This window comes from Demequina iriomotensis (genome assembly GCF_000971395.1).
In the GTDB taxonomy this organism is placed as follows: domain Bacteria; phylum Actinomycetota; class Actinomycetes; order Actinomycetales; family Demequinaceae; genus Demequina; species Demequina iriomotensis.
In genome coordinates, this window is sequence record NZ_BBME01000014.1 from 83,734 (window position 1) to 105,016 (window position 21,283).

Sequence of the window (21,283 nt, forward strand, 5' to 3'; positions counted from 1 at the left end):
GGCGTCGCCGGGCTCAGCCCGCGACGTAGACCTTGCGCAACGTCTCCGTGACCGTCCACCGGGTGCGCATGCCCGCCGTGAGCCACACCATCGAGCCGGGGCCGATCTCGGCCGGCGGCAGCGCCGGGTCGAGGTACTCGATGGTCGCGCGACCTGCGAGCACCACGAACACCTCGTCGGCCTCGGTGTCGGTCGCGACGCCCGGCGTCATCTCCCACACCCCGACCTCGATCTCGCCGATCTCGGCGAGGGCGGCCGCGCCGGCGACGGGCGCGCCCGACTCGACGGCATGAGCCTCGACGGGCTCGGTCTCGATGGCCAGGGTGCGCAGGTCGACGGGGACGCCGGGTTCGAGGGTCATGCGTCGAACCCTAGCCCGAGCAGGTCGGCCTCCCGCCCGCGCGGCGCGCGCCGGCGGTGCGCCACCGCGCGCCAGCATCGCGGCGCGTTCGAGGCGATCGCGAGGGCACCGAAGGCGAGATAGCTGGGCACCACCACGGTGCCGGTCCAGCCGAGGCCCACCACGACGTAGATGACCCCCTCGAGCGCGCTCACCGCGGTCGCCGCGACGGAGATGCCGGCGACGTCGACGGCCCGCATGCCGGACCACAGCGCCGGGAGCGAGTACGCGGCCGTGACCGCCACGAGCGACATGCCGACCGCGAGACGCAGCGCGCCCGCCGCCTCGCCCACGATCCCGATGAGCGCGAGGCCCGCGACCGTGCCCCCCGCGGCGCGGAGCATCGTCGCGCGGAACGCGGGCGCGAGGCGCGCCGCCTCGGCGCACAACCGCGCGTGGAAGAAGGCCCACACGGCGGTCGCGACCATCACGCCCCACGCCTGGGCGAGGAGCGCCACCGCGAACCATGCGGGGATCGAGCCGAGCAGCACGCCGAGCGAGACGGCCGAGAGACCCGCGACGCTGCGCGAGCCGCGGACCCGCAGCCATGCCGGGACGGAGCGTGCGAGCTCGACGGCGACCAGGACCGCGCCCGACGCGACGGCCCAGCCGAGGTCAGCGGCGGGCACGGGCGGACGGCGGGTTCACGAGTCGAAGCCTAGGCCCAGCGCGTCGAGGCCCCGCAGCAGCAGGTTCCGCCGCCCCTCGCGATGGTCGGCGCGGTCCAGGCTCCAGCGGGTCGCGTTGATGCCGAGGCTCGCGACTGGCTCGGGCGGGAACGGCAGGGGCCGTTCGCGCACCATCGCGAGACGCGTCCGCTCCGTCTCCTCGCCCGCGAGCAGGTCGAGCATGACGTTCGCCCCGAAGCGCGTGGCCCCGACACCCAGGCCCGTGAAGCCCAGCGAGTAGGCGACGTCGCCGCCGCGGGCCGTGCCCCAGAACGCGCAGAAGCGCGTGCTCGTGTCGATCGCGCCGGCCCAGCGATGGGTCGCACGGATCCCGTCGAGCTGCGGGAAGGTGGTGAGCAGGTGGCTCGCGAGCCTCTCGTAGGACGCGGGGCGGTCCTGGTAGCGGGCACGCACGCGGCCGCCCGCGTGATAGATCGCGTCGTAGCCGCCGAACAGCAGGCGGTCGTCCGCGGTGAGCCGGTAGTAGTGGAACTGGTTGGCCATGTCCGCGACGCCCTGGCGGCCCTCCCAGCCGATCTCGGCCAGCCGGTCCGCGGGCAGCGGCTCGGTCATGAGCGCGTAGTCGTAGACCGGCACGGTCATGAGCCGGTTGCGCCTCAGCAGCGACGGGAACACGTTGGTCGCGAGCGCGACCTTGCCCGCACGGACCACGCCGTCGCGCGTCCGGACCACCGGTCCGTCCTCGAGCGCCACCACCGGGGACTGCTCGACGATCTCCACCCCCAGCTCCTCGGCGACGCGCGCCAGCTCGCGCGCGAGCTTGCCGGGGTGGACCATCGCGGTGTCGTCGGGGCTGAGCTGCCCGCCCAGGTAGGTCGGCGAGTTCACGAGCGCGCGCGTCGCCTCCGCGTCGAGGACGCCGTCGCCCTCGAGCCACGCGAGCTGGTGCGGCTCGATCGCGACCGCGAGCGCGCCGGTGCGCTGCCAATCGACGTCCATGCCGTAGCGGGCCACCGTGTCCTGGATCTCGTCGAGGTTCTGCATCCCGAGCCGGTCGAGCTCGTCGACCTCGTCGGGCCACCGCGCCTCGCCGTTCTCGCGACCGTGCGTGAGGCTCGCCTCGCAGAAGCCGCCGTTGCGTCCCGACGCCGCCCAGCCCACGCGTCGCCCCTCGAGCACCATCACGCTTCGCCCGGGGTCGCGCTCCTTCGCCAGGATCGCGGTCCACAGCCCGCTGTAGCCGCCGCCCACGACGACGAGGTCGGCACGGTGGCTGCCCGCGAGCGCGGGGCGCGCGGGCCCGGGCGCATCGTCCGTCCAGAAGGGGTCGAGGCGCGAGCCCTCGAGCATGGTGGCGATGGACGATGCGGCAGCCGGCTGGCGCTCGAAGACCGTGGTGGCCACGGGTATCACTCCTGACTGGGAAGGGCTTGTGCCGCATCGAACCGCACGCGGGACGCGGCGCGCAAGCCGCTTCGGACACGGCGGCGGGCGGCGCCCGGGCGGGCGACGCATCGTCCGGCGTCATGGACCGGAAACATCGCATGGGCTACCGTCGGAGATGCACTCCCCGGGTGTGCGACCCCAGCGCCAGGCCGGCGGGCGGTCGCGAACCTCACCTCATGAAGATGCCCGTCGCCAGGCCGGTCGGGTGGAGGAGTCATGCCTGTCACGCTCGACCGCGCCCGTATCGCGCAGCTCATCGAGGAGCAGACCGCGCTGCTGAACGCGAGCACCACCAAGTCCAAGGCGATGTACGCCCACGCGTCGGAGCACCTCTCCGGCGGCGTCGCATCCAGCTACCAGGGCCGCGACCCGTGGCCCATCTACATCGAGTCCGGTGCGGGCGACCGCATCACCGACGTCGACGGCAACGAGTACTACGACTTCCACAACGGCTTCGGCTCGATGGTCCAGGGTCACGCGCACCCCGCGATCGGCGAGGCGCTCGCCAAGCGCTACCCGCTGGGCACGCACTTCGCCGCCGCGACCGAGGACGTCATCGACGTCGCGGACGAGCTCGCGCGTCGCTGGGGCCTGCCGAAGTGGCGCTTCACCAACTCGGGCTCCGAGTCGACCATGGACGCGATCCGCATCGCGCGCGCCTACACGGGCCGCGACACCGTCATGAAGATCTTCGGCTCGTACCACGGCCACCACGACACGGTCATGGTGTCGATCGGCGTGGAGTACGCGAAGATCGGCGACCGCGAGGACTACGCGTCGCTCGCGTACGGCGCCGGCATCCCGCAGGCGACCGTCGACATGACCGTCGCGGTGCCCTTCAACGACGCGGGCGCCATGGAGCGCCGCATCGAGCGCCTCGCCGCCGAGGGCCGCCTCCCCGCGTGCGTGATCATGGAGGCCGCCATGATGAACCTCGGCGTGGTGCTGCCCGAGCCGGGCTACCTCGAGGCCGTCCGCGAGATCACGTCCAAGCACGGCATCGTGCTCATCTTCGACGAGGTCAAGACGGGCCTCGCGATCGCCCCGGGCGGCGCGACCGAGAAGTTCGGCGTCACGCCGGACCTGGTGACGCTCGCCAAGGTGCTCGGCGGCGGCCTGCCCTCGGGCGCGATCGGCGGCTCCGAGGAGGTCATGTCGGTGGTCGAGAGCGGCAAGGTCTACCAGGTGGGCACGTACAACGGGAACCCGCTGTCGATGGCCGCCGCGAAGGCGTCGCTGCTCGAGGTCCTCACGCCGGCCGCGTACGAGCGTCTGGCCGAGCTCAACGACCGCATCGTCGCCGGCTGCCAGGGGGTCATCGAGAAGTACGACCTCCCCGGCTACGCGGTGGGCATCGGCTCGAAGGGCTGCGTGACGTTCTCGACCGAGAAGATCACCGACTACGAGGGCTTCAAGAACGCCCAGGACGCCGAGCTGTGCGACCTCGCATGGCTGTGGAACATGAACCACGGCATCTTCATGACGCCGGGCCGCGAGGAGGAGTGGACGCTCTCGGTGGTCCACTCGGACGCGTCGGTGGACGCCTACGTCGCGGCGTTCGACGCGCTCGCGGCGGCGCTCACCGCGTAACCGCTGTCGGGGAGGCCGGGGCCCTGCGGGGTTCCGGCCTTCTGCGTGCCCGCGTCGGCCACGCGGCCCCGCGTCGGATGGGGAACCTGGCGGACACGTGTCGATCCCGCGTTCCGGAACAGGTCAATCTGGTCGGATCGTGTCAGCAGCCACGGCTTCGACGGTGATGCAGCACCCCACCCACCATGGACCGGCCGAGCGACACGATTCGCCCAGATTCGCTCCGCGTGCGCACCTGAATCGACACACGCCACCCAGGTTGACGGGGAAGAGGCGACACGCACGCGTGATGGGTCAGGCTCCCACCCCGGTCACATCACGGTGATGCCGCGCGCCGCGAACTGGCCGCGCACGCGCTCGAGCAGCTCCGGCGTAGGCGTCGGGGTGTCCTCGAGCAGGTACGGCTCCCCCGTCGCGGCCCACTTGTCGCGGCCCAGCTGGTGGAACGGGAGCACCTCGACCCGCGCCACCCCGTCGAGGGTCGCGACGAAGTCCGCGACGGCGTCGACGTTCTCGACCGCGTCGGTGAGCCCCGGCACCAGCACGAAGCGGATCCACATGGTCCGGCCCTGGTCGGACAGGCGGCGCGCGAAGTCGAGCGTCGGCTGCAGCGGGCGGCCCGTGACGCGCGTGTACGTCTCGGCGAGGCCGGACTTGATGTCGAGGAGGACGAGGTCGATGGCCTGCAGGTCCGCGTCGGAGAGGCGGGCGCCCAGCAGGCCCGCGGTGTCGAGCGCGGTGTGGATGCCCATCTCCTGGCACCGCCGGAAGACCTCCATGACGAACTTCGCCTGGAGCAGCGGCTCGCCGCCGGAGACGGTGATGCCTCCGCCCGAGACCTTGAGCACCTTCTCGTAGCGCTCGACCTTCTGCATCACCTCGTCGACCGTGTGGCGCTTGCCGTCGCGCATGCGCCACGTGTCGGGGTTCTGGCAGAACTGGCAGCGCATGCCACAGCCGGCCATGAACAGCGCCATACGGGTGCCGGGGCCGTCGGCGCCGGTGACCAAGTCCCACGAGTGGACCGAGCCGGTGGTGTGATCGACGATCCGCTCGGCGGCGGCCATCTCCTCGTCCGCGACCTCCATCGGAGGCGAGGCGAGCAGAGGGACGGGGATGGTGTTGTCAGGCATGGCGGGGACCTCCTGAAGCGACGATAGGGCCGCGGCGTCCCGCTCGGTGCGGTGAGCGGGGCGCCGCGGGTGTCCAGTCTGTGGAGAGGCGGAGCCTACAGCCCGGCGTGGAACGTGCGGGAGAGCACGTCGAGCTGCTGCTCGCGGGTCAGACGGACGAAGTTCACCGCGTAGCCGGAGACCCGGATGGTGAGCTGCGGGTAGTTCTCGGGGTGCTCCATGGCGTCCTCGAGGACCTCACGGTTGAGCACGTTGACGTTGACGTGGAAGCCCTGCGACACGTTGTACGCGTCGAGGATGCCCACCAGGTTCTTCACCTGGTCGTCGCGGGTGCGGCCCAGCCCCGAGGGGACGATGGACGTGGTCAGCGAGATGCCGTCCTGCGCGTCGGCGTAGGGCAGCTTGGCGACGGAGAGGGCCGAGGCCATCACGCCGTGCACGTCGCGGCCGTTCATCGGGTTCGCGCCCGGGGCGAAGGGCTCACCCGTGCGGCGGCCGTCCGGGGTGTTGCCCGTGTGCTTGCCGTAGACCACGTTCGACGTGATGGTGAGGACCGACTGCGTGTGCTGCGAGTTGCGGTACGTCGGCTGCTGGCGGATCTTCTCCATGAAGCGGCCCACCAGGTCCACCGCGATGTCGTCGGCGCGGTCGTCGTCGTTGCCGTAGGTCGGGTACTCGCCCTCGACCTCGTAGTCGACCGCGAGGCCGGACTCGTCACGGACGGGACGGACCTTGCCGTACTTGATCGCGGCGAGCGAGTCGGTCGCGACCGAGAGCCCGGCGATGCCGCACGCCATGGTGCGCAGGATCGTACGGTCGTGCAGCGCCATCTCGATGCGCTCGTACGCGTACTTGTCGTGCATGTAGTGGATGCAGTTGAGCGCGTCCACGTAGGTCTCGGCGAGCCAGTCGAGGAGCTTGTCGTAGGCCTCCATCACCTGGTCGAAGTCGAGGACCTCGTCCAGCAGCGGGGCCGAGACGGGCGCGACCTGCTTGCCCGAGATCTCGTCGCGGCCGCCGTTGATCGCGTACAGCAGCGACTTGGCGAGGTTCACGCGCGCACCGAAGAACTGCATCTGCTTGCCGACGGCCATCGCGGACACGCAGCACGCGATCGCGGTGTCGTCGCCGTAGCAGGGGCGGATGAGCTCGTCCGACTCGTACTGGATGGCCGAGGTGTCGATCGAGACCTTCGCGCAGAAGTCCTTGAAGCCCTGCGGGAGGCGGTCCGACCAGAACACGGTGAGGTTCGGCTCGGGCGCCGGGCCGAGGTTGTAGAGCGTCTGCAGGTAGCGGAACGACGTGCGGGTCACGAGCGGGCGCCCGTCCTCACCCATGCCGCCGATGGTCTCGGTGACCCAGGTCGGGTCGCCCGAGAACAGGGCGTCGTACTCCGGGGTGCGGAGGAAGCGCACGATGCGCAGCTTGATGACGAAGTCGTCGATGATCTCCTGGGCCTGGCTCTCGGTGAGGACGCCGGCCTCGAGGTCGCGCTGGACGAACACGTCGATGAAGGTCGAGGTGCGGCCGAGCGACATCGCGGCGCCGTTCTGCTCCTTCACCGCGGCGAGGTACGCGAAGTACAGCCACTGGACGGCCTCGCGGGCGTTCTGGGCGGGGCCCGAGATGTCGAAGCCGTACTTGGCGGCCATCTCCTTGAGCTCCTTGAGCGCCTTGATCTGCTCGGAGTTCTCCTCGCGGTCGCGGATGATGTCCTCGGTCGAGCGCTCCATGTCGAGCTCGATGCGCTCGAGCTTCTTGCCCTGGATCAGCGCGTCGACGCCGTAGAGGGCGACGCGGCGGTAGTCGCCGATGATGCGGCCGCGGCCGTACGCGTCCGGCAGGCCGGTGACGATGTGCGAGGAACGGGCCGCGCGGACGTTCGGGGGGTACGCGTCGAAGACGCCGTCGTTGTGGGTCTTGCGGTACTTGGAGAAGATCTCCTCGAGCTCCGGCTTCACCGGGTAGCCGTAGGTCTCGAGCTCCTTGACCACCATGCGCCAGCCGCCGAACGGCATGATCGCGCGCTTGAGCGGCGCATCGGTCTGCAGGCCCACGATGATCTCGTTGTCCTGGTCGATGTAGCCCGCGTCGTGCGCGGTGATCGAGGCCGGGGTCTCCCAGTCGACGTCGTAGACGCCCTTCTCGCGCTCCTCGGGGAACATCGCCGAGAGCTTGTCCCACACACCGGTGGTGCGCTCGGTCGGGCCGGCGAGGAATGAGTCGTCACCGTCGTAGGGGGTGTAGTTCAGCTGGATGAAGTCGCGGACGTCGATGCCATCGCACCAGGCGCCGGAGGTGAAGCCACGCCACGCGTGGGCGCGGGGGTCGCCCGCGTCGTCCTGGATCGTGTCGTTGTTGACGGCTTCAGTGGTCATGGCGGGGTACTCCCTCTCCCTGAGGTGAACGCCCTTGTGGGGCCTGTGGATGGGCTCCGCTGCCGTCTCCCGGCGGCCTGCGGACCATGTGTTTCACGGTATGCCTCTCGAGTCACCCCTGCATGGGACCAAGTGCCTGACGTGCAAGGAACACGGCCGGAACTGCGACGAGGCGCCGTCGACCGCGCGTCGACCGGCCATCGACCGAGCTGCGCGAGCCTCGAGACGAGAACGGGAACGCACGATGCCGACGAGGGGGATCACACGCATGGACGCCAAGGAGCTCACGGAGCGCAGGATGATCGCCGCGACCACGACGACGGTGTCCGGGGTGCTGATCGACGGACGGCCAGGAAGCAGCGGCTGGATCATCATCGCGCCATGCGTGTGCGTGCAGGACACGCCGGAGAACCCATGCCCCTGCAACTGGGGCACGACCATCTGGATCCGCGAGGACGCCGTGATCTCTCGTGACCGGAGCGGGCGGAGGTCCCCGACCTCGGGTGACGAGATCGTCGACCTCAAGGTCGACAGGTCGGCCCAGGTGGTGGTCGAGTCGACCAGGACGGTGCCGGTCGCCGACGCGGTCGTCTACAACGTTCCGTCGTTCTGGGGTCCGCTCCCGCCCGGCTCGGGCGCGGGATGGGCGGGCCTCGCGTTCGCTGCCGGCTACTCGGTCGGCACGATAGTCGACGACGCGACGGGCTTGAGCGACAAGATCGCGGATGCTCTCTGGGACCTCTTCGGCAAGGACTGACGCGGCCCGCCGAGCATCGCGCGGGCGCCTCGCCTATGGCTCGCCGACCGCCCGCGCGGAGGCATAGGCGGAGAGATCCACCCGCCCAGGCAGCCACTCCGCGCCGAACAGCACCGGCGCCCGCATCGCGAGCGTCACCTCCGCGGTGGTGCCGTCGGATGACGATGCGGCGACCAGCACCGCGCCGTCGAGGCCCTGGCGACGGGCCGAGGCGGCGAGCTGGTCCCGTGCCGCGGCCTCGAGCTCCGAGCCGGAGAGGCGCACCGCGCCGGTGCGGTAGTACCCGTCCATGTCGATCGCGTCCGCGGCGGCGAGCGCGACCTCGTCGGCGGCATGCGCGAGCCGCGAGCGCTCGAGCTGGAGGTGGGTCACCGCGGCGACGGTGAGCAGCGCGGCCACCAGGACCGCGAGCAGGCCGATCGTGAGGACGGTCGCGGAGCCCTCGTCGTCGCGCCTCACGGTGTGTACCCGTCGACGGGGCTCGACGCGAGGGCCTCGACGGTGACGTGCGCCGGGACCGCTGCCCGCACGAACGCGGGCACGCCCGGCAGCGGGACGCGCACGGCGACGCGCGCGGTGACCACGGTGTCGGGTGCGAGGCACACGCCGTCGCACCGCAGCTCCACCGTGGGAGGGTCGGCGAGCCCGAAGTCCTCGGCGACCAGCGCGGCCGCGATCGAGCCGTCCTGCTGCGCGCGGGCGAGCGCCGCGGCATCGTCCGTTCCCCCGTCGACCGCGGCGAGTCCCGCCACGACGGCGGCGCGTGCCGCCGCGGTCGCCGCCGCCTCGGCGGCGTACGCCCCCGCCTGCACCCGGGTCACGGCGACCACGAGCGCGAGCAGCGGCACGAGCAGCACCAGCGTGACCGCGACGAACTCGACCGTCGCGGATCCCGCGTCGGCGCCCGCGCCTCCGTCACGCCGCATCGGTGCCCTCCAGAAGCGCGCGACCGCTCGCGCTGACGTCGCCGCCGCGCCACAGCGACAGCGCCGGTGCGCGCCCCGTGAGCGTGACGCGCACGGTCGCGCGGCCTCCCGCGGACTCGTGCGCGACGGCGACCGCGACCTCGGTGCCCAGCGAGGCCGAGGCGCATGCGAGCGCCCGCTCGCCCCCCGCATCGTCCCCCTGCCGCACGACGGCCGCGACGCGCGCGCCCTCCGCGGCGCACGCCGCGAGCGTGCTGCGGACGTGCGCGGCGAGCACCAGCTGCAGGACCGCGAGCGCGACCGCCACGACCAGCGCCGCGACGAGCACGAACTCGACGACGGCGCCGCCCGCGTCAGCCGCTCGTGACGGACTCAAGAGCCGACGTGAACAGGTCGCCCAGCGCCGGGCCCGCGAGCGCCCAGATCGTGGCGACCAGCCCTGCGGTCATGAGCGTCACCAGCACCCAGCCGGGCACGTCGCCGCGATCGTCGCGCAGCGCCTCCTTGATCGTCCTCATCGATCCCCCTTCCTCCGTCTATCCCCCGACCCGCAACGCCACGAGCCCCGGGTACAACGCGAACACCACGGTCACCGGCAGGATCAGCAGCACCACCGGGACGAGCATGGCGATCTCGCGGCGGCCGCCCTCCGCCAGCAGCGCCTGGCGCTCGCGATCGCGCACGTCCGCGGCCTGCGCGTGGAGCACCTCCGCGAGCGGCGTGCCGCGTTCGAGCGCGGTCACGATCGCGTCGCAGAACGAGACCAGGACGGGCTCTCCGACGCGCGATGCCACGGCGTCGAGCGCGTGGGCGACGGTGCGCCCGGCGCGCACCTCGGCGAGCGCGGCCTCCAGCTCCGCGGCGAGCGGCCCCGAGGACATCGCGACCACGCGGGCCAGCGCCGAGGGCACGGCCTCCCCCGCCACGACCGCGAGCGCGAGCATCTCCGCGGCGGCGGGCAGCTCGACGCGGATGCGCGCCGCGCGGGATCGCCCGCGCCGGGCCAGCAGCATGTCGGGCGCGAGCGCGCCGGCGACAGCGAGGCAGGCCGCGACCACGAGAACGGGCACCGGTCCCGCCGCGCGGGCGGCCGCGAGCGCGAGCCCGAGCCCCACGCCGGCCGCGAGGCCCGCCGCGGCACCGCCCGCGACGCGCGCACGATGCCCGGCCGGGGTCACCGTCGACCCGGCGCGGGCCAGGCGCCGTTCGAGATCCGCGGTCGGCGCGCCCCAGCGCTCGACGAGGCGCAGCGCGTCGGACCACAGCGGTGCGGCGAACCTCGCCACCGCCGCGCCGGACCGAGGACGGGCACGGCCGCCCGCGAGCCGTGGCGCGATGCGGCGCTCGAGCGAGAAGCGGCGCGACCCCGTCCAGGAGCCGATCAGCGCCATCCCGACGGCGAGCGCGACAGCGATCGCGGCGGTCATCGGAGCACCCTCGCCTCGACGGGCAAGCGCCCGAACACCCGCATGAGGCGGTACGCCCCGGCGCACGCCGCCGCTCCCCCGAGCAGCACCGCGACCCCGGCGGGCGAGTCGAAGGCCGCGAGCCCGCCGGGCCGCGTCGCGAGCATCGCGAGCAGCAACCAGGGCGCCGCGACCGCGAGCCGCGCGGCGCTCACCGTCCAGCCCTGGCGCGCCTCGAGCTCGCCCCGCGTGCGCGCATCGTCCCGCAGGAACTGCGCGAGGGACCGCAGCACCGCGCCGACCTCCGTGCCGCCGACGTCCCGGGCGAGGCGCACCGCCTCGACGATGCGGTCGGCGACGGGGTCCGCGAGCTGCGCCTTGAGCGCGTCGAGCGACGGCCCGAAGGCGCCCGAGGCCCGGTACTCCTCCGCGAAGCCCGCGAAGGCGGGGCGCAACGGCTCGGGGCCGCGCTCGCCGAGCGCGGCGACGGCCTCGGGGAGCGCGAGGCCCGCGCGGATGCCGGAGAGGAGCGTGTCCACCGCCTCGGGCCACGCCCGGCGCAATCGTGCGCGTCGGGCCCGTGCGCGTGCCGCGACGGCCGCGTGCGGGGCGTAGGCGCCGCCTGCCCCGACGATGACGGCGACCGCGACCGAGCCCGTGGCCGACCACGCGACGACGAGGCCGGCGATGCCCACCCCGGCCGTGGCGGCGCCGAATGCGCCGGCCGTCACGCCGACGAGGCCCGCCTGCACGAGGCGGTCCTCGAGCGCCTCGCGGCGCGCGCGCGGTCGCCGCCGCTGCGGCGCGGGCACCTCCCAGCACGCGAGCCAGACGAGCAGGAGCCCGAGTCCGCCGACGAGTCCGAGCAGCGCGTCCACGTCAGGCCGCCAGGACCTCGTGCAGCGGCAGGCCCACGCCCGCGAACCGCTCGGCATGGGGCGGGAAGCCCCCGCCGCGGACCAGCGCGCCGTCGCGCATCGCGAAGATCTCCGCGGTTTCGATGACCCCCGCCTCGACGCGTCCCGAGACGCCGAGGACCTCGCGCACGCGGCGGGTGCCGTCCGCGTCGAGGCCCACGTGGACCACCAGGTCGATAGCGGAGGCCACGGCGGGCACCACGAAGCGATCGGAGACGTTGTCGCCCGCGAGCAGCGGCAGCGTGCACATCTTCGCGAGCGCGTCGCGCGCCGAGTTCGCGTGGACGGTCGACAGCCCCGGCAGACCGGCGTTGAGGGCGATCAGCAGATCGAGCGCCTCGGCCTCGCGCACCTCGCCGACCACGATGCGGTCGGGACGCATGCGCAGCGCCTCCTTCACCAGGCGACGCAGCGAGATCTCACCGGTGCCCTCGAGGGAGGCCTGGCGGCACTGCAGCGCGACCACGTCGCGCAGCGGCAGGGCAAGCTCGAACACCTCCTCGCACGTGATCACGCGCTCGCGCGGCGGGATCGCCCCTGCGAGCGCGCCGAGCGTGGTGGTCTTCCCCGCCTGCGTGCCTCCCGACACGAGCACCGTGAGCCCGGCGCGCACGGCGGCGGCGAGGAATCGCGCGGCGGCGGGCGTGAGGGTGCGCAGCGCGACCAGGTCCTCCACGTCGGAGGCCCGCGCGATGTACTTCCTGATGTTGACGGCCCAGTGCCGGCGCGTCACGTCCGGGATCGCGACGTGGAGGCGCTCGCCGCCGGGCAGCGCGGCGTCGACGAACGGCGAACTGAGGTCCAGCCGTCGCCCCGCCAGCGCGAGCATCCGTTCGACCAGCGCGCGCACCTCCTCCGCGGACAGCAGGATGCTGGTGAGCTCGCTGGTCCCGCCGCGCGCGACGTAGACCTCGTGAGGCGAGTTGACCCACACCTCCTCCACCGTCGGATCGTCGAGCAGGGGCTGGAGCGGGCCGAGCCCCGCGACCGCATCCGTGACCGTGCGCGCCAGCCCGGCGCGGTCCGGCACCGGCGGGGCGCCGCCCAGCAGCGCGCGCTCGTCCCACGCGTCGATCGCCTGCGCGACGAACGCCTCGACGGCGCGCGGCTCGCGCACCGGGTCCACCCCCGTCGCCCGGATCCGGGCGCGCACCTCGTCCTCGATCCGCGCCTGCGCCTCGCCCCCCATGGCGGCGACGCTACATCGAACCGGACAAAAGGGACAAGGGCTTGTGGAGAGGAAAACCGCTGGCAGGTGCCTCTCCGGTGGCCGTGTCGGCCCCCGCGCCTAGGCTGGAGGCATGTGCGGACGCTACGCGAACTTCCTCACCGAGCAGGAGCTGATCGACGCCTTCGAGATCGCGGTGGTGGCGGACGATGCGCGGCTCGCCCCGCGCTACAACATCGGGCCGATGCAGGACACGAGCATCGTCGTCGCGCGCAAGGAGGCGGGGCGCTCCCTCGAGCTCGCACGCTGGGGCCTGGTGCCGTCGTGGGCGAAGGAGCCGGCCATCGGCTCGCGCATGTTCAACGCGCGCTCGGAGACCATCGCGGAGAAGCCGTCATTCCGCTCGGCCTTCGCGAAGCGGCGCTGCCTGATCCCGGCGAGCGGCTACTACGAGTGGAAGGCGGGCGCGGACGGCAAGACCCCGTACTTCATCGACACGGCGGACGGGTCCCCGCTGGCCCTCGCCGGACTGTTCGAGTTCTGGCGCGACAAGGCGCTGGGCGACGAGGCGCCCTGGCTCGCGACCTGCTCCGTGGTGACCACCGCCGCGCGCGAGGCGATGCAGGAGATCCACGACCGCCAGCCGGTGATGCTGCTCCCCGAGGAGGCCGACGCGTGGCTGGACGCGGCATCGTCGCCCGACGATCTGTTCGCGGCGATGGGCGCGCCCGCGCCCGAGCTGGCGTGGCACGCGGTGGGCGCGGCCGTGGGCAACGTGCGGAACCAGGGGCCGGAGCTGGTCGAGCCCATCGGGGACGCCTCCTAGACTGGGGCGACGGCTGCGGGTGAGGAGAGCCCGCGCGAGGGAGCGCAGTGATCAGGATCGGAATCGTCGAGGACGACGCGACCTACCGCGACACCCTCATGAACCACCTCGCGCGCTTCGCCGAGGAGCAGCAGCTCGAGTTCGACATCCGCACGTACGCCGACGGACGCGAGGCGGTCGAGAGCTACCGTCCGCAGTTCGACATCCTGTTCCTCGACGTCGAGATGCCGCACATGGACGGCTTCGAGGCCGCGCACCGCATCCGCGAGATCGACACCGACGTGCTCATCATCTTCGTCACCAACATGGGCCAGTACGCGATCCGCGGCTACGAGGTGGACGCCCTCACGTACCTGCTCAAGCCCGTCCCCTACTTCGCGTTCACGCAGGAGCTCACGCGATCGCTCGCGCGCCTGCGCAAGCGCGAGACCCGTTCGGTGACGCTCACCATCAACAACTCCGTGGTGCGGCTCGACCCCTCCGAGATCGTCTACGTCGAGTCGGTCAAGCACCGCATCACGGTCCACGGGCTCGACCGCAGCTACACCTTCTCCGGCACGCTCAAGGCCCTCGAGGAGGAGCTGGGCGACCTGGGCTTCTTCCGCTCGAACAACTGCTACCTGGTCAACCTGCGCCACGTGAAGCGCGTCGACCAGAGCGTGAGCGTCATGGTGGGCGGCGCGGAGCTCCAGGTGAGCCGCCCCCGCAAGAAGTCCTTCATGGACGCGCTCGCCGCGTACGTCGACGGGCAGCGCTCGTGATCGAGGACGCGCTCCAGGACATCCCTCGCGTCCTCACCGCCGTCGCGGAGTGGGGCGCGTGCGTGATCTACATCAGCCTGGTGCCGCGGCGCCTGTCGAAGGTGCCGCTCGCCCTCGCGCTCGCCGCGGGCCTGGGCGTCCTCATCGGCGTGCAGGAGCTCGCGGGCACGCTCCCGCTGGGGCTATGGTCGCTCGGCATGGTGCTCGCGGCGGGCACGATGTACGGGCTCATCTGGCTGTGCGCCGACACCGACGCGAAGGGCGCCGGCGACCTGGTCGCGCGCGCCTTCGTGCTCGGCGAGCTGGTCGCCTCCCTCGAATGGCAGCTCGACCAGCACTTCTTCGGCGAGCACGAGTGGAACGCGCGCCGCATCGCGCTCATCGTCATCATCTACGGCGGCTGTGCCGTGGCCGCATGGTTCGCGGAGCGGCGCAACTTCCCTCCCGGCGTCGTCATCCGCATCGACGGCCGCATCCTCGCGTCGACGCTGTCGATCGCGCTCGTGACGTTCCTCATGTCCAACCTCAGCTTCGTGAGCGAGGACACGCCGTTCAGCGGGCGCGACGGACGCGAGATCTTCTACATCCGCACGCTCGTGGACTTCGCCGGGTTCATCGCGCTGTACGCGATGCGCAGCCAGCGCCTGCAGCTCTTCCGCGCGGTCGAGGTGCAGTCGATGAACTCGCTGCTGCGCCACCAGCACCAGCAGTACCTGCGCTCGCGCCACGAGCGCGAGGCGGTCAACGCCCGGTATCACGACATGAAGCACTACATCACGGCCATCCGCAACGAGTCCGACGCCGCGGTGCGCTCCGGCATGGTCGACCAGCTCGAACGCTCGATCCGCGGCTACACGTCCGCCTCGGTCGACACGGGCAACGCCGTGGTCGACACCATGCTCGCCAGCAAGACCGAGCAGGCCGAGCTCGACGGCATCACCGTGACCAGCGTGGTCGACGGCGCGGTGGTCGACTTCATGGAGGTCATGGACATCGTCACGGTGTTCGGCAACGCTCTCGACAACGCGATCGAGGCGACCGCGCCCGTCACCGACCGCGAGCGCCGGCTCATCCGGGTGGCGGTGTACCGCCAGGGCCACTTCGCGCTGCTGCGCTTCGAGAACTGGTTCGGCGGCCAGCTGACCCTGGTCGAGGGCCTGCCGGCGACGACCAAGGACGATGCCCACCATCACGGCTACGGGCTCAAGAACATCCGCCAGGTGGCGGAGCGCTACGACGGCAGCCTGACCGTGAGCGTCGAGGACGGCTGGTTCGTGCTCCGCATGCTCGTGCCGATCCCGAGCTGAGGCCCCTACACCGCCGCCGCGAGGGTGTTGTCGACCATCGCGAGCGCCGAGGCGATGGCCATGTGCATGTCGAGGTACTGGTACGTCCCGAGGCGTCCGCCGAAGTGGACGCCGCGCTCCGCGGCGGCGAGCGCGCGGTACGCGGCGAGCCGCTCGCGGTCCGCCGCGGTGTTGATCGGATAGTAGGGCTCGTCGCCGGCGTCGGCGAAGCGCGAGTGCTCACGCGCGATGATCGTGCGGTCGGTGCGGTACGCGCGCTCCGGATGGAAGTGGCGGAACTCGATGACGCGCGTGTGCGGGACGTCCTCGTCGGCGTAGTTCATCACCGGGCAGCCCTGGAAGTCGCCCGTGGGCAGCACCTCCCAGTCGAAGTCGATGGTGCGCCACCCCAGCGGGCCCTCGACGTCGCCGAAGTAGCGGTCGACGGGACCGGTGTACAGGACCGGGACGCGGCCCGCGGTGGACGCCTTCGAGACCTCCGCCGCGGGATCGAGGAAGTCAACGCCGAGCCGCACGTCGATCCGCGGATGGTCGATCATGCGCTCGAACCACGCGGTGTAGCCGCCGACGGGCAGGCCCTCGAAGCGGTCGTTGAAGTAGCGGTTGTCGTACGTGTAACGCACCGGCAGCCGCGTGAGGATCGACGCGGGCAGCTCGCGCGGATCCGTCTGCCACTGCTTCGCCGTGTAATGCCGGATGAAGGCCTCGTACAGCGGCCGTCCGATGAGCCTCACACCCTGCTCGTCGAGGTTCTCCGGCTCGCGCTCCCCCAGCTCCGCCGCCTGCTCGCGGATGAGGGCGCGCGCCTCGTCCGGCGAGTAGGCCGCGCGGAAGAACTGGTTGACGGTGCCCAGGTTGATGGGCATCGGGAACACCTCGCCGCGGTGCGTGGTGTACACGCGATGCACGTACGGCGTGAAGGCCGTGAACCGGTTGACGTACCCCCACACGCGCTCGTTGGACGTGTGGAACAGGTGCGCCCCGTACCGGTGGACCTCGATCCCCGTGTCGGGATCCGCGCACGAGTACGCGTTGCCGCCGATGTGGTCGCGACGGTCGACCACGAGCACGCGCGCGCCCCGCTCGGCCATGCGCTCCGCGACCGTGAGCCCGAACAGGCCGGCGCCCACGACGACGAGATCGGTCATACGAGGATGGTAGGCGAGCGCGTCAGTTGAAGCCCACGCGCCACTGCGCGGCACGGTACGCCGCGAGCGTCACGCGACGTCCGCCGCGCCCGGGCAGGTGCATGATCTGACCGAGCGCGCCGCGGCGCAGGCGACGATGCAGGAGCTCGTCCTCCTCGCGGATGCCGCGCCACAGCGCCTCCTTGGTGAGCAGCGCGTCGCGGGTCCCCGAGCGCAGCAGGAGGGTGGAGGACACCGCGCACACGATCTCGAGGTAGTGCGTCATGTAGCGGTACGCCGGGTGCCCGGGCGACACCTCGCGCGCGACGTGCTCCATCATCATCGTGTTGACCCGGAGCTGCTGGTCGAGCCGCGAGATCATCACCTGCTCCGCGACCGACTGGCCCTCGCGACCGATGTAGTACCGATAGAGGTCGACGTCGAGGTAGTACAGGCGCTGCACGTACGGCAGCGGCATGTACGCGACGATGTTGTCGACGTAGAACGTGTGCTCGGGGAGCTCGAGACCCATGTCCCGCAGCAGCTGCGTGCGGTACACCAGCGAGTGCATGAGCAGGTACTGCGTCTTGCGCATCCTGCCCACCTGGTCCCAGCCGAACACGCGCCCCTGCGGAAGGACGCGCCGGTAGCGCACCGCGCTGGTGCGAGCCCGGCCCTCCTTCTCGTACACGAAGTTCGAGACCACCATGTCGACGCCGTCCTCGGCCTCGAGGCGGCCGAGCGTCGCGAGCAGCTCGACGAGCGCATCGGCGTCCACCCAGTCGTCCGAGTCGACCACCTTGAAGTACCGGCCGCGGGCCTCCGCGAGACCCACGTTGATGGTCGACCCGTGACCGCCGTTGGGCTTGTGGATCGCCCGCACGCGGCCCGGGTACCGGGCCTCGTACATGTCGGCGATCGCGCCGGTGGCGTCGCGCGAGCCGTCGTTGACGATGAGGATCTCGACGTCGGCGCCGCCGACGAGCAGCGAGTCGACGCAGCGCTCCATGTAGTCGGCCGAGTTGTAGCTCGGGACGACCGCGGTGAGGAGGGGCATGAGGGAGAACTCTACTTCCCGGCGTCAGCCGTTGAGCGCACGGGTCTCGTCGGAGGTGCCGCCCTCGGTCTCGACCGGGCCGGCCTCCACCTCCTCGGGGACCTGCTTGAAGATGACCTTGAAGATCGGGAAGAAGATCCAGAACGCGATCGCGCTGTTGATGATCATCGTGATGACGTCGGCGATGGTCTGACCCGTCGCGCCCATGTCCCACGTGTCCATGAACAGGGTGTAGATGGGCGCCTTGTAGAAGCCCTGCGCGGCCGCCGCGCCGATGGTGATGAGGATGTAGGCGATCACGTACCAGAACGCCGCCTTGGCGACCGAGTTGTTGGCCTTGAAGGTGATGTTGCGCTGCAGGAAGAAGTTGATGACCTGCGCGATGCCGATGGTGATCTGCACCGCGAGGAAGTACGCGAGGCCGCCGCCGCCGTCGGGCAGCTCGCCGGCCGGGTAGTCGAAGATGTAGTACTGCGAACCGTCGACGTTCGAGCCGACCGGCCAGACCTGGAACGAGGTGTCCACCAGGGACGTCTGGTTGAAGATCGCCTTGAACAGCGGCATCAGCGCGAGCTGGAGCGCGGTGACGCCGTTGCTCAGGAGGAAGAACACAAGGAACTGGGCCGTGTTCGGGCGACGCTCCTCGAAGCTACGCCACATGCGGATCAGGGGCTTGAACATCGGTGCTCTCTCTCGGGGGTCGATCAGGCGCTCGTGCGAGCGGCGTCGGTGGACGGGGACTGCGGTGCGCCGGCGTCGCCCGGGGAGGCGAGCTCGGCGGCGAGCCGCCTGCTGGTACGCGCGTTGCGGAAGAAGCCGGAGACGATGCCGCCCAGCCCGGCGAGGTGACGCCCGTTGACCATGACGACGATCGAGTCGACCATCTCCATGGACACGGATCCGTTGGTCATCTTCGCGATGGCGCGGAACGGCATGTTGTACAGGAAGTACAGGTTGAGGTCGGGCTTGCCCTTGCGCTGCGAGCGCTCGATCAGCGACCGCAGCACGCGCGCCGCCAGGCGCGCCAGCGGGCTGCGGGCCTGGTGCATCGCGAGCAGGGGCGAGTTCGCCTCGAGCGCGCGGCGGCCGTCCTCGAGGGTCGGCAGGCGGCGGCCGAGCAGCGCGGCGAAATCCGCGTCCGACACGTCGGTCACCGCACCGGTGGCGTAGGGCGACGCGGCGTCCGTGACCACGGGCTCGCGGCCCGCGACCTCGAGGCGTGCGGAGGCGCGGATGTCCTCCACCGAGGCGCCGATGCCGATCTGGTACTCGCCCGCCTCCACGGTCCACGAGGCGTTCTCCACGCTGAAGTGACGGAACGTGTACTCGTCGAACGGGATCGTGACGGTGACCGACTCGCCCGGCGCGAGGAGCGCCTTGTGGAAGCCCTTGAGCTCGCGCACGGGACGGTGCACGCCCGCGGACACGCGCCCGACGTAGAGCTGCGCGACCTCGGCGCCCGCGACCGCGCCGGTGTTCGTCACCGTGAAGGTGGCGCCCGCATCGTCCACGGTCACGTCGCCGTACTCGAAGGTGGTGTAGCTGAGCCCGTAGCCGAACGGGAAGAGCACCGGGACCTCGGCGGTCGAGTAGTACCGGTAGCCGACGTAGAGGCCCTCGCGGTACTCCGCGCTCTCCTCCTCGCCCGGGTAGTACGCGTGCGTCGGGTTGTCGGCGAGGCGCAGCGGGTAGGTCTCCGCGAGTCGGCCCGACGGGTTGACCTCGCCGGTGAGCACGTTGACGGTCGCCTCGGCGCCCGCCTGTCCGCCCAGGTAGCCGTGGAGGATGGCGCGGGCGTCGTCGATCCAGGGCATCTCGACCGCGGAGCCGGCCGCGAGCACCACGACGATGCGGTCGGTCGACTGGCGCAGCCGGTTGAGCAGCTCCACCTGGTTGAGCGGCAGCTCCATGTGCGTGCGGTCGTTGCCCTCGGACTCGCTCGTCTCGTCCAGCCCCAGGTACAGCAGGACCACGTCGGCGTCGCGGGCGGCCTCGACCGCCTCCGCGGCGAGCGCCTCGTCGGCGCCGCCCGTGCGGCGGAAGCCCTGCGCGTAGCGGACCACGTCGAGCGACGATCCCTCGAGCGCCTCGAGCGCGGTCGACAGCTGCGTGGGGTTGACCAGCGACGAGCCGGCGCCCTGGTAGCGCGGCGTGCGGGCGAAGTCGCCGATCACCGCGACGCGCGTGCCGGCGGCGAGCGGCAGCAGCGCCTCGTCGTTCTTGAGGAGCACGTGGCTCGCCTCGGCCACACGGCGCGCGAGCTCGTGGTGGGCCTGAGCGTCGACCTCGCGGGCGAGCGCCGGGTCGATGCGGTCCACGAGCGTGCGCATCTCCGCGACGCGCACATCGATCTCCGCCTCGGTCAGCGTGCCGGCCTCGACGGCCGCGAGCAGCTGGCGCGCCGAGTCGAGCCCGGGCGACGGCATCTCGAGCGTGCCGCCGGCCTTGACCGCCGCGATCGCGTCGTTCGAGCCGCCCCAGTCGGAGACCACGGCACCGTCGAAGCCCCACTCGTCGCGCAGCACGTCCTGCAGCAGGTGCGCGTTCTCGTGGGCGTACTCGCCGTTGATCTTGTTGTAGGCGGACATGATCGACCGCGGCTGCGCCTCGCGCACCACGATCTCGAAGGCCGTGAGGTAGATCTCACGCAGCGTGCGCTCGTCCACGACGGAGTCGCTCGCCATGCGGCGGTGCTCCTGGCTGTTCGCGGCGAAGTGCTTGGGGCACGCCGAGGCGCCCTGCGACTGGATGCCTCGCACGTAGCCCGCCGCGAGCTTGCCCGACAGGAACGGGTCCTCGGAGAAGTACTCGAAGTTGCGGCCGCACAGCGGCGAGCGCTTGATGTTGAGGCCGGGGCCGAGCACCACGTCGACGTCGAGGCTCGCGGCCTCCGCGCCGAGCGCCTCGCCGACCTTCTCCGCGAGGGACACGTCCCACGCGTTCGCGACCGTCGCCGCCGTCGGGAAGCACGTCGCCGGCGCCGATCCGTTTAGCCCCAAGTGGTCGCCCGAGCCCAGCTGCTTGCGGATGCCGTGCGGGCCGTCGGACAGGTTGAGCGCGCGGATGCCGGCGCGCTCGACGGCCCGGGTCTCCCACACGCTCGCGCCGCTGAGCAGCGCAGCCTTCTCGAGGAGGGTGAGCTCGGTGGTCATGGTGACGCTTCCTTTCTTCACGCCCCGCTCCGGCGAGCGGGGCGTGGAGGCCCGCGCGATGCGGGTGGACGATGCGGCCGGGACCTCGTCGCGGGCGGCGGGCACGGCGGTGGGCCGGCTCGTCTCGCCTGCGTGGGTGCCTCGGCTGGTCATCGCAACTCCGTTGTTCTCGTCGACGTCCCGCGCGGATCGCGAGTCGTTGCCGTGAGTCAATTAAGCCCGCTCCGCCAGTGCCCCACGGGCCTGGATGCACAACCTGCCCGATGCGCCGCACGTTCTGTCCGCAGGCGCGCCGCGCGCGTG

The 21,283-nt window shown here is 71.7% G+C and carries 21 protein-coding genes; 5 read left to right on the forward strand and 16 right to left on the reverse strand.

Features of this window, described 5'->3' with window-relative positions; genetic code table 11:
- Window positions 1-13: 13 nt before the first annotated feature.
- The 3 genes from AOM09_RS09300 to AOM09_RS09310 are packed head-to-tail and all read right to left on the reverse strand — an operon-like array spanning window position 14 to window position 2,433.
- The gene (locus tag AOM09_RS09300; RefSeq protein ID WP_062387248.1) at window positions 14-361 is read right to left on the reverse strand and encodes a cupin domain-containing protein; all 348 of its coding nucleotides are present in this window, start codon (window positions 359-361) and stop codon (window positions 14-16) included.
- Window positions 358-1,029 carry a hypothetical protein gene (locus AOM09_RS09305; RefSeq protein ID WP_062387251.1) on the reverse strand — a complete coding sequence of 224 codons (672 nt, stop codon included), beginning with the start codon at window positions 1,027-1,029 and terminating at the stop codon, window positions 358-360. The genes AOM09_RS09300 and AOM09_RS09305 overlap by 4 nt, the downstream gene beginning before the upstream one ends.
- A 15-nt stretch (window positions 1,030-1,044) precedes the next feature.
- On the reverse strand, window positions 1,045-2,433 hold the full coding sequence (locus AOM09_RS09310; RefSeq protein ID WP_062387254.1) for an NAD(P)/FAD-dependent oxidoreductase: 1,389 nt from the start codon (window positions 2,431-2,433) through the stop codon (window positions 1,045-1,047).
- 258 nt (window positions 2,434-2,691) lie between these two features.
- Between AOM09_RS09310 and AOM09_RS09315 the strand changes: the two genes are divergently transcribed.
- The gene (locus AOM09_RS09315; protein WP_062387257.1) at window positions 2,692-4,065 is read left to right on the forward strand and encodes an aspartate aminotransferase family protein; all 1,374 of its coding nucleotides are present in this window, start codon (window positions 2,692-2,694) and stop codon (window positions 4,063-4,065) included.
- Window positions 4,066-4,376: 311 nt separating this feature from the next.
- Here AOM09_RS09315 and pflA read toward each other — a convergent pair whose 3' ends face one another.
- Both pflA and pflB read right to left on the reverse strand, forming a co-directional pair.
- Window positions 4,377-5,198: a pyruvate formate-lyase-activating protein gene (pflA, locus tag AOM09_RS09320; protein ID WP_062387260.1), complete on the reverse strand. Its 822-nt coding sequence runs from the start codon at window positions 5,196-5,198 to the stop codon at window positions 4,377-4,379.
- Between the two features lie 95 nt (window positions 5,199-5,293).
- Window positions 5,294-7,576: a formate C-acetyltransferase gene (gene pflB / locus AOM09_RS09325; RefSeq protein WP_062387263.1), complete on the reverse strand. Its 2,283-nt coding sequence runs from the start codon at window positions 7,574-7,576 to the stop codon at window positions 5,294-5,296.
- 268 nt (window positions 7,577-7,844) lie between these two features.
- On the opposite strand from pflB, the gene AOM09_RS09330 reads away from it, so the two are divergent.
- On the forward strand, window positions 7,845-8,333 hold the full coding sequence (locus AOM09_RS09330; protein ID WP_062387265.1) for a hypothetical protein: 489 nt from the start codon (window positions 7,845-7,847) through the stop codon (window positions 8,331-8,333).
- 33 nt (window positions 8,334-8,366) lie between these two features.
- Here AOM09_RS09330 and AOM09_RS09335 read toward each other — a convergent pair whose 3' ends face one another.
- From AOM09_RS09335 to AOM09_RS09360, 7 genes are read right to left on the reverse strand one after another with little or no spacing between them, the layout of a single operon-like run.
- Window positions 8,367-8,792, reverse strand: coding sequence for a pilus assembly protein TadG-related protein (locus tag AOM09_RS09335; protein WP_062387268.1), 426 nt, complete (start codon window positions 8,790-8,792; stop codon window positions 8,367-8,369).
- Window positions 8,789-9,259 carry a hypothetical protein gene (locus tag AOM09_RS15370; protein ID WP_062387271.1) on the reverse strand — a complete coding sequence of 157 codons (471 nt, stop codon included), beginning with the start codon at window positions 9,257-9,259 and terminating at the stop codon, window positions 8,789-8,791. Before AOM09_RS15370 ends, AOM09_RS09335 begins: the two co-directional genes overlap by 4 nt.
- Window positions 9,249-9,635 (reverse strand): TadE/TadG family type IV pilus assembly protein, encoded by a 387-nt coding sequence (locus tag AOM09_RS09345; protein WP_082098999.1) that lies wholly within the window; start codon window positions 9,633-9,635, stop codon window positions 9,249-9,251. Before AOM09_RS09345 ends, AOM09_RS15370 begins: the two co-directional genes overlap by 11 nt.
- Window positions 9,613-9,777: a hypothetical protein gene (locus AOM09_RS15375; protein ID WP_169747639.1), complete on the reverse strand. Its 165-nt coding sequence runs from the start codon at window positions 9,775-9,777 to the stop codon at window positions 9,613-9,615. The genes AOM09_RS09345 and AOM09_RS15375 overlap by 23 nt, the downstream gene beginning before the upstream one ends.
- 18 nt (window positions 9,778-9,795) lie before the next feature.
- The gene (locus AOM09_RS09350) at window positions 9,796-10,686 is read right to left on the reverse strand and encodes a type II secretion system F family protein (protein WP_062387278.1); all 891 of its coding nucleotides are present in this window, start codon (window positions 10,684-10,686) and stop codon (window positions 9,796-9,798) included.
- Window positions 10,683-11,543 (reverse strand): type II secretion system F family protein, encoded by an 861-nt coding sequence (locus AOM09_RS09355; protein WP_062387282.1) that lies wholly within the window; start codon window positions 11,541-11,543, stop codon window positions 10,683-10,685. The genes AOM09_RS09350 and AOM09_RS09355 overlap by 4 nt, the downstream gene beginning before the upstream one ends.
- 1 nt (window position 11,544) lies before the next feature.
- Complete coding sequence (locus AOM09_RS09360) at window positions 11,545-12,771, reverse strand: TadA family conjugal transfer-associated ATPase (RefSeq protein WP_062387286.1); 1,227 nt, start codon at window positions 12,769-12,771, stop codon at window positions 11,545-11,547.
- A 112-nt stretch (window positions 12,772-12,883) separates the two neighbouring features.
- Between AOM09_RS09360 and AOM09_RS09365 the strand changes: the two genes are divergently transcribed.
- Genes AOM09_RS09365 through AOM09_RS09375 form a run of 3 tightly spaced genes read left to right on the forward strand, consistent with a single transcriptional unit; the run spans window position 12,884 to window position 15,644 of the window.
- Window positions 12,884-13,576: an SOS response-associated peptidase gene (locus AOM09_RS09365; protein ID WP_062387289.1), complete on the forward strand. Its 693-nt coding sequence runs from the start codon at window positions 12,884-12,886 to the stop codon at window positions 13,574-13,576.
- A gap of 47 nt (window positions 13,577-13,623) precedes the next feature.
- Window positions 13,624-14,337 carry a LytR/AlgR family response regulator transcription factor gene (locus AOM09_RS09370; RefSeq protein WP_082099000.1) on the forward strand — a complete coding sequence of 238 codons (714 nt, stop codon included), beginning with the start codon at window positions 13,624-13,626 and terminating at the stop codon, window positions 14,335-14,337.
- Complete coding sequence (locus tag AOM09_RS09375; RefSeq protein ID WP_062387292.1) at window positions 14,334-15,644, forward strand: sensor histidine kinase; 1,311 nt, start codon at window positions 14,334-14,336, stop codon at window positions 15,642-15,644. The genes AOM09_RS09370 and AOM09_RS09375 overlap by 4 nt, the downstream gene beginning before the upstream one ends.
- 5 nt (window positions 15,645-15,649) lie before the next feature.
- Here the strand turns inward: AOM09_RS09375 and glf are convergent, their stop codons facing one another.
- The 4 genes from glf to AOM09_RS09395 are packed head-to-tail and all read right to left on the reverse strand — an operon-like array spanning window position 15,650 to window position 21,133.
- Window positions 15,650-16,792, reverse strand: coding sequence for a UDP-galactopyranose mutase (glf, locus tag AOM09_RS09380; RefSeq protein ID WP_062387295.1), 1,143 nt, complete (start codon window positions 16,790-16,792; stop codon window positions 15,650-15,652).
- A 22-nt stretch (window positions 16,793-16,814) separates the two neighbouring features.
- Window positions 16,815-17,828 (reverse strand): glycosyltransferase family 2 protein, encoded by a 1,014-nt coding sequence (locus AOM09_RS09385; RefSeq protein ID WP_062387298.1) that lies wholly within the window; start codon window positions 17,826-17,828, stop codon window positions 16,815-16,817.
- A gap of 24 nt (window positions 17,829-17,852) precedes the next feature.
- Window positions 17,853-18,509 carry a hypothetical protein gene (locus tag AOM09_RS09390; RefSeq protein ID WP_062387300.1) on the reverse strand — a complete coding sequence of 219 codons (657 nt, stop codon included), beginning with the start codon at window positions 18,507-18,509 and terminating at the stop codon, window positions 17,853-17,855.
- A 23-nt stretch (window positions 18,510-18,532) separates the two neighbouring features.
- Window positions 18,533-21,133 carry a glycoside hydrolase family 3 C-terminal domain-containing protein gene (locus AOM09_RS09395; RefSeq protein ID WP_228375106.1) on the reverse strand — a complete coding sequence of 867 codons (2,601 nt, stop codon included), beginning with the start codon at window positions 21,131-21,133 and terminating at the stop codon, window positions 18,533-18,535.
- Window positions 21,134-21,283: the final 150 nt, after the last annotated feature.

Bases quoted from the DNA above. Each gene is read 5' to 3' on its own strand.
- AOM09_RS09300 (WP_062387248.1), bottom strand. From the start codon at position 361: ATGACCCTCGAACCCGGCGTCCCCGTCGACCTGCGCACCCTGGCCATC.
- AOM09_RS09315 (WP_062387257.1), top strand. From the start codon at position 2,692: ATGCCTGTCACGCTCGACCGCGCCCGTATCGCGCAGCTCATCGAGGAG.
- pflA (WP_062387260.1), bottom strand. From the start codon at position 5,198: ATGCCTGACAACACCATCCCCGTCCCTCTGCTCGCCTCGCCTCCGATG.
- pflB (WP_062387263.1), bottom strand. From the start codon at position 7,576: ATGACCACTGAAGCCGTCAACAACGACACGATCCAGGACGACGCGGGC.
- AOM09_RS09330 (WP_062387265.1), top strand. From the start codon at position 7,845: ATGGACGCCAAGGAGCTCACGGAGCGCAGGATGATCGCCGCGACCACG.
- AOM09_RS15370 (WP_062387271.1), bottom strand. From the start codon at position 9,259: ATGCGGCGTGACGGAGGCGCGGGCGCCGACGCGGGATCCGCGACGGTC.
- AOM09_RS15375 (WP_169747639.1), bottom strand. From the start codon at position 9,777: ATGAGGACGATCAAGGAGGCGCTGCGCGACGATCGCGGCGACGTGCCC.
- AOM09_RS09350 (WP_062387278.1), bottom strand. From the start codon at position 10,686: ATGACCGCCGCGATCGCTGTCGCGCTCGCCGTCGGGATGGCGCTGATC.
- AOM09_RS09360 (WP_062387286.1), bottom strand. From the start codon at position 12,771: ATGGGGGGCGAGGCGCAGGCGCGGATCGAGGACGAGGTGCGCGCCCGG.
- AOM09_RS09365 (WP_062387289.1), top strand. From the start codon at position 12,884: ATGTGCGGACGCTACGCGAACTTCCTCACCGAGCAGGAGCTGATCGAC.
- glf (WP_062387295.1), bottom strand. From the start codon at position 16,792: ATGACCGATCTCGTCGTCGTGGGCGCCGGCCTGTTCGGGCTCACGGTC.
- AOM09_RS09385 (WP_062387298.1), bottom strand. From the start codon at position 17,828: ATGCCCCTCCTCACCGCGGTCGTCCCGAGCTACAACTCGGCCGACTAC.
- AOM09_RS09390 (WP_062387300.1), bottom strand. From the start codon at position 18,509: ATGTTCAAGCCCCTGATCCGCATGTGGCGTAGCTTCGAGGAGCGTCGC.
- AOM09_RS09395 (WP_228375106.1), bottom strand. From the start codon at position 21,133: ATGACCAGCCGAGGCACCCACGCAGGCGAGACGAGCCGGCCCACCGCC.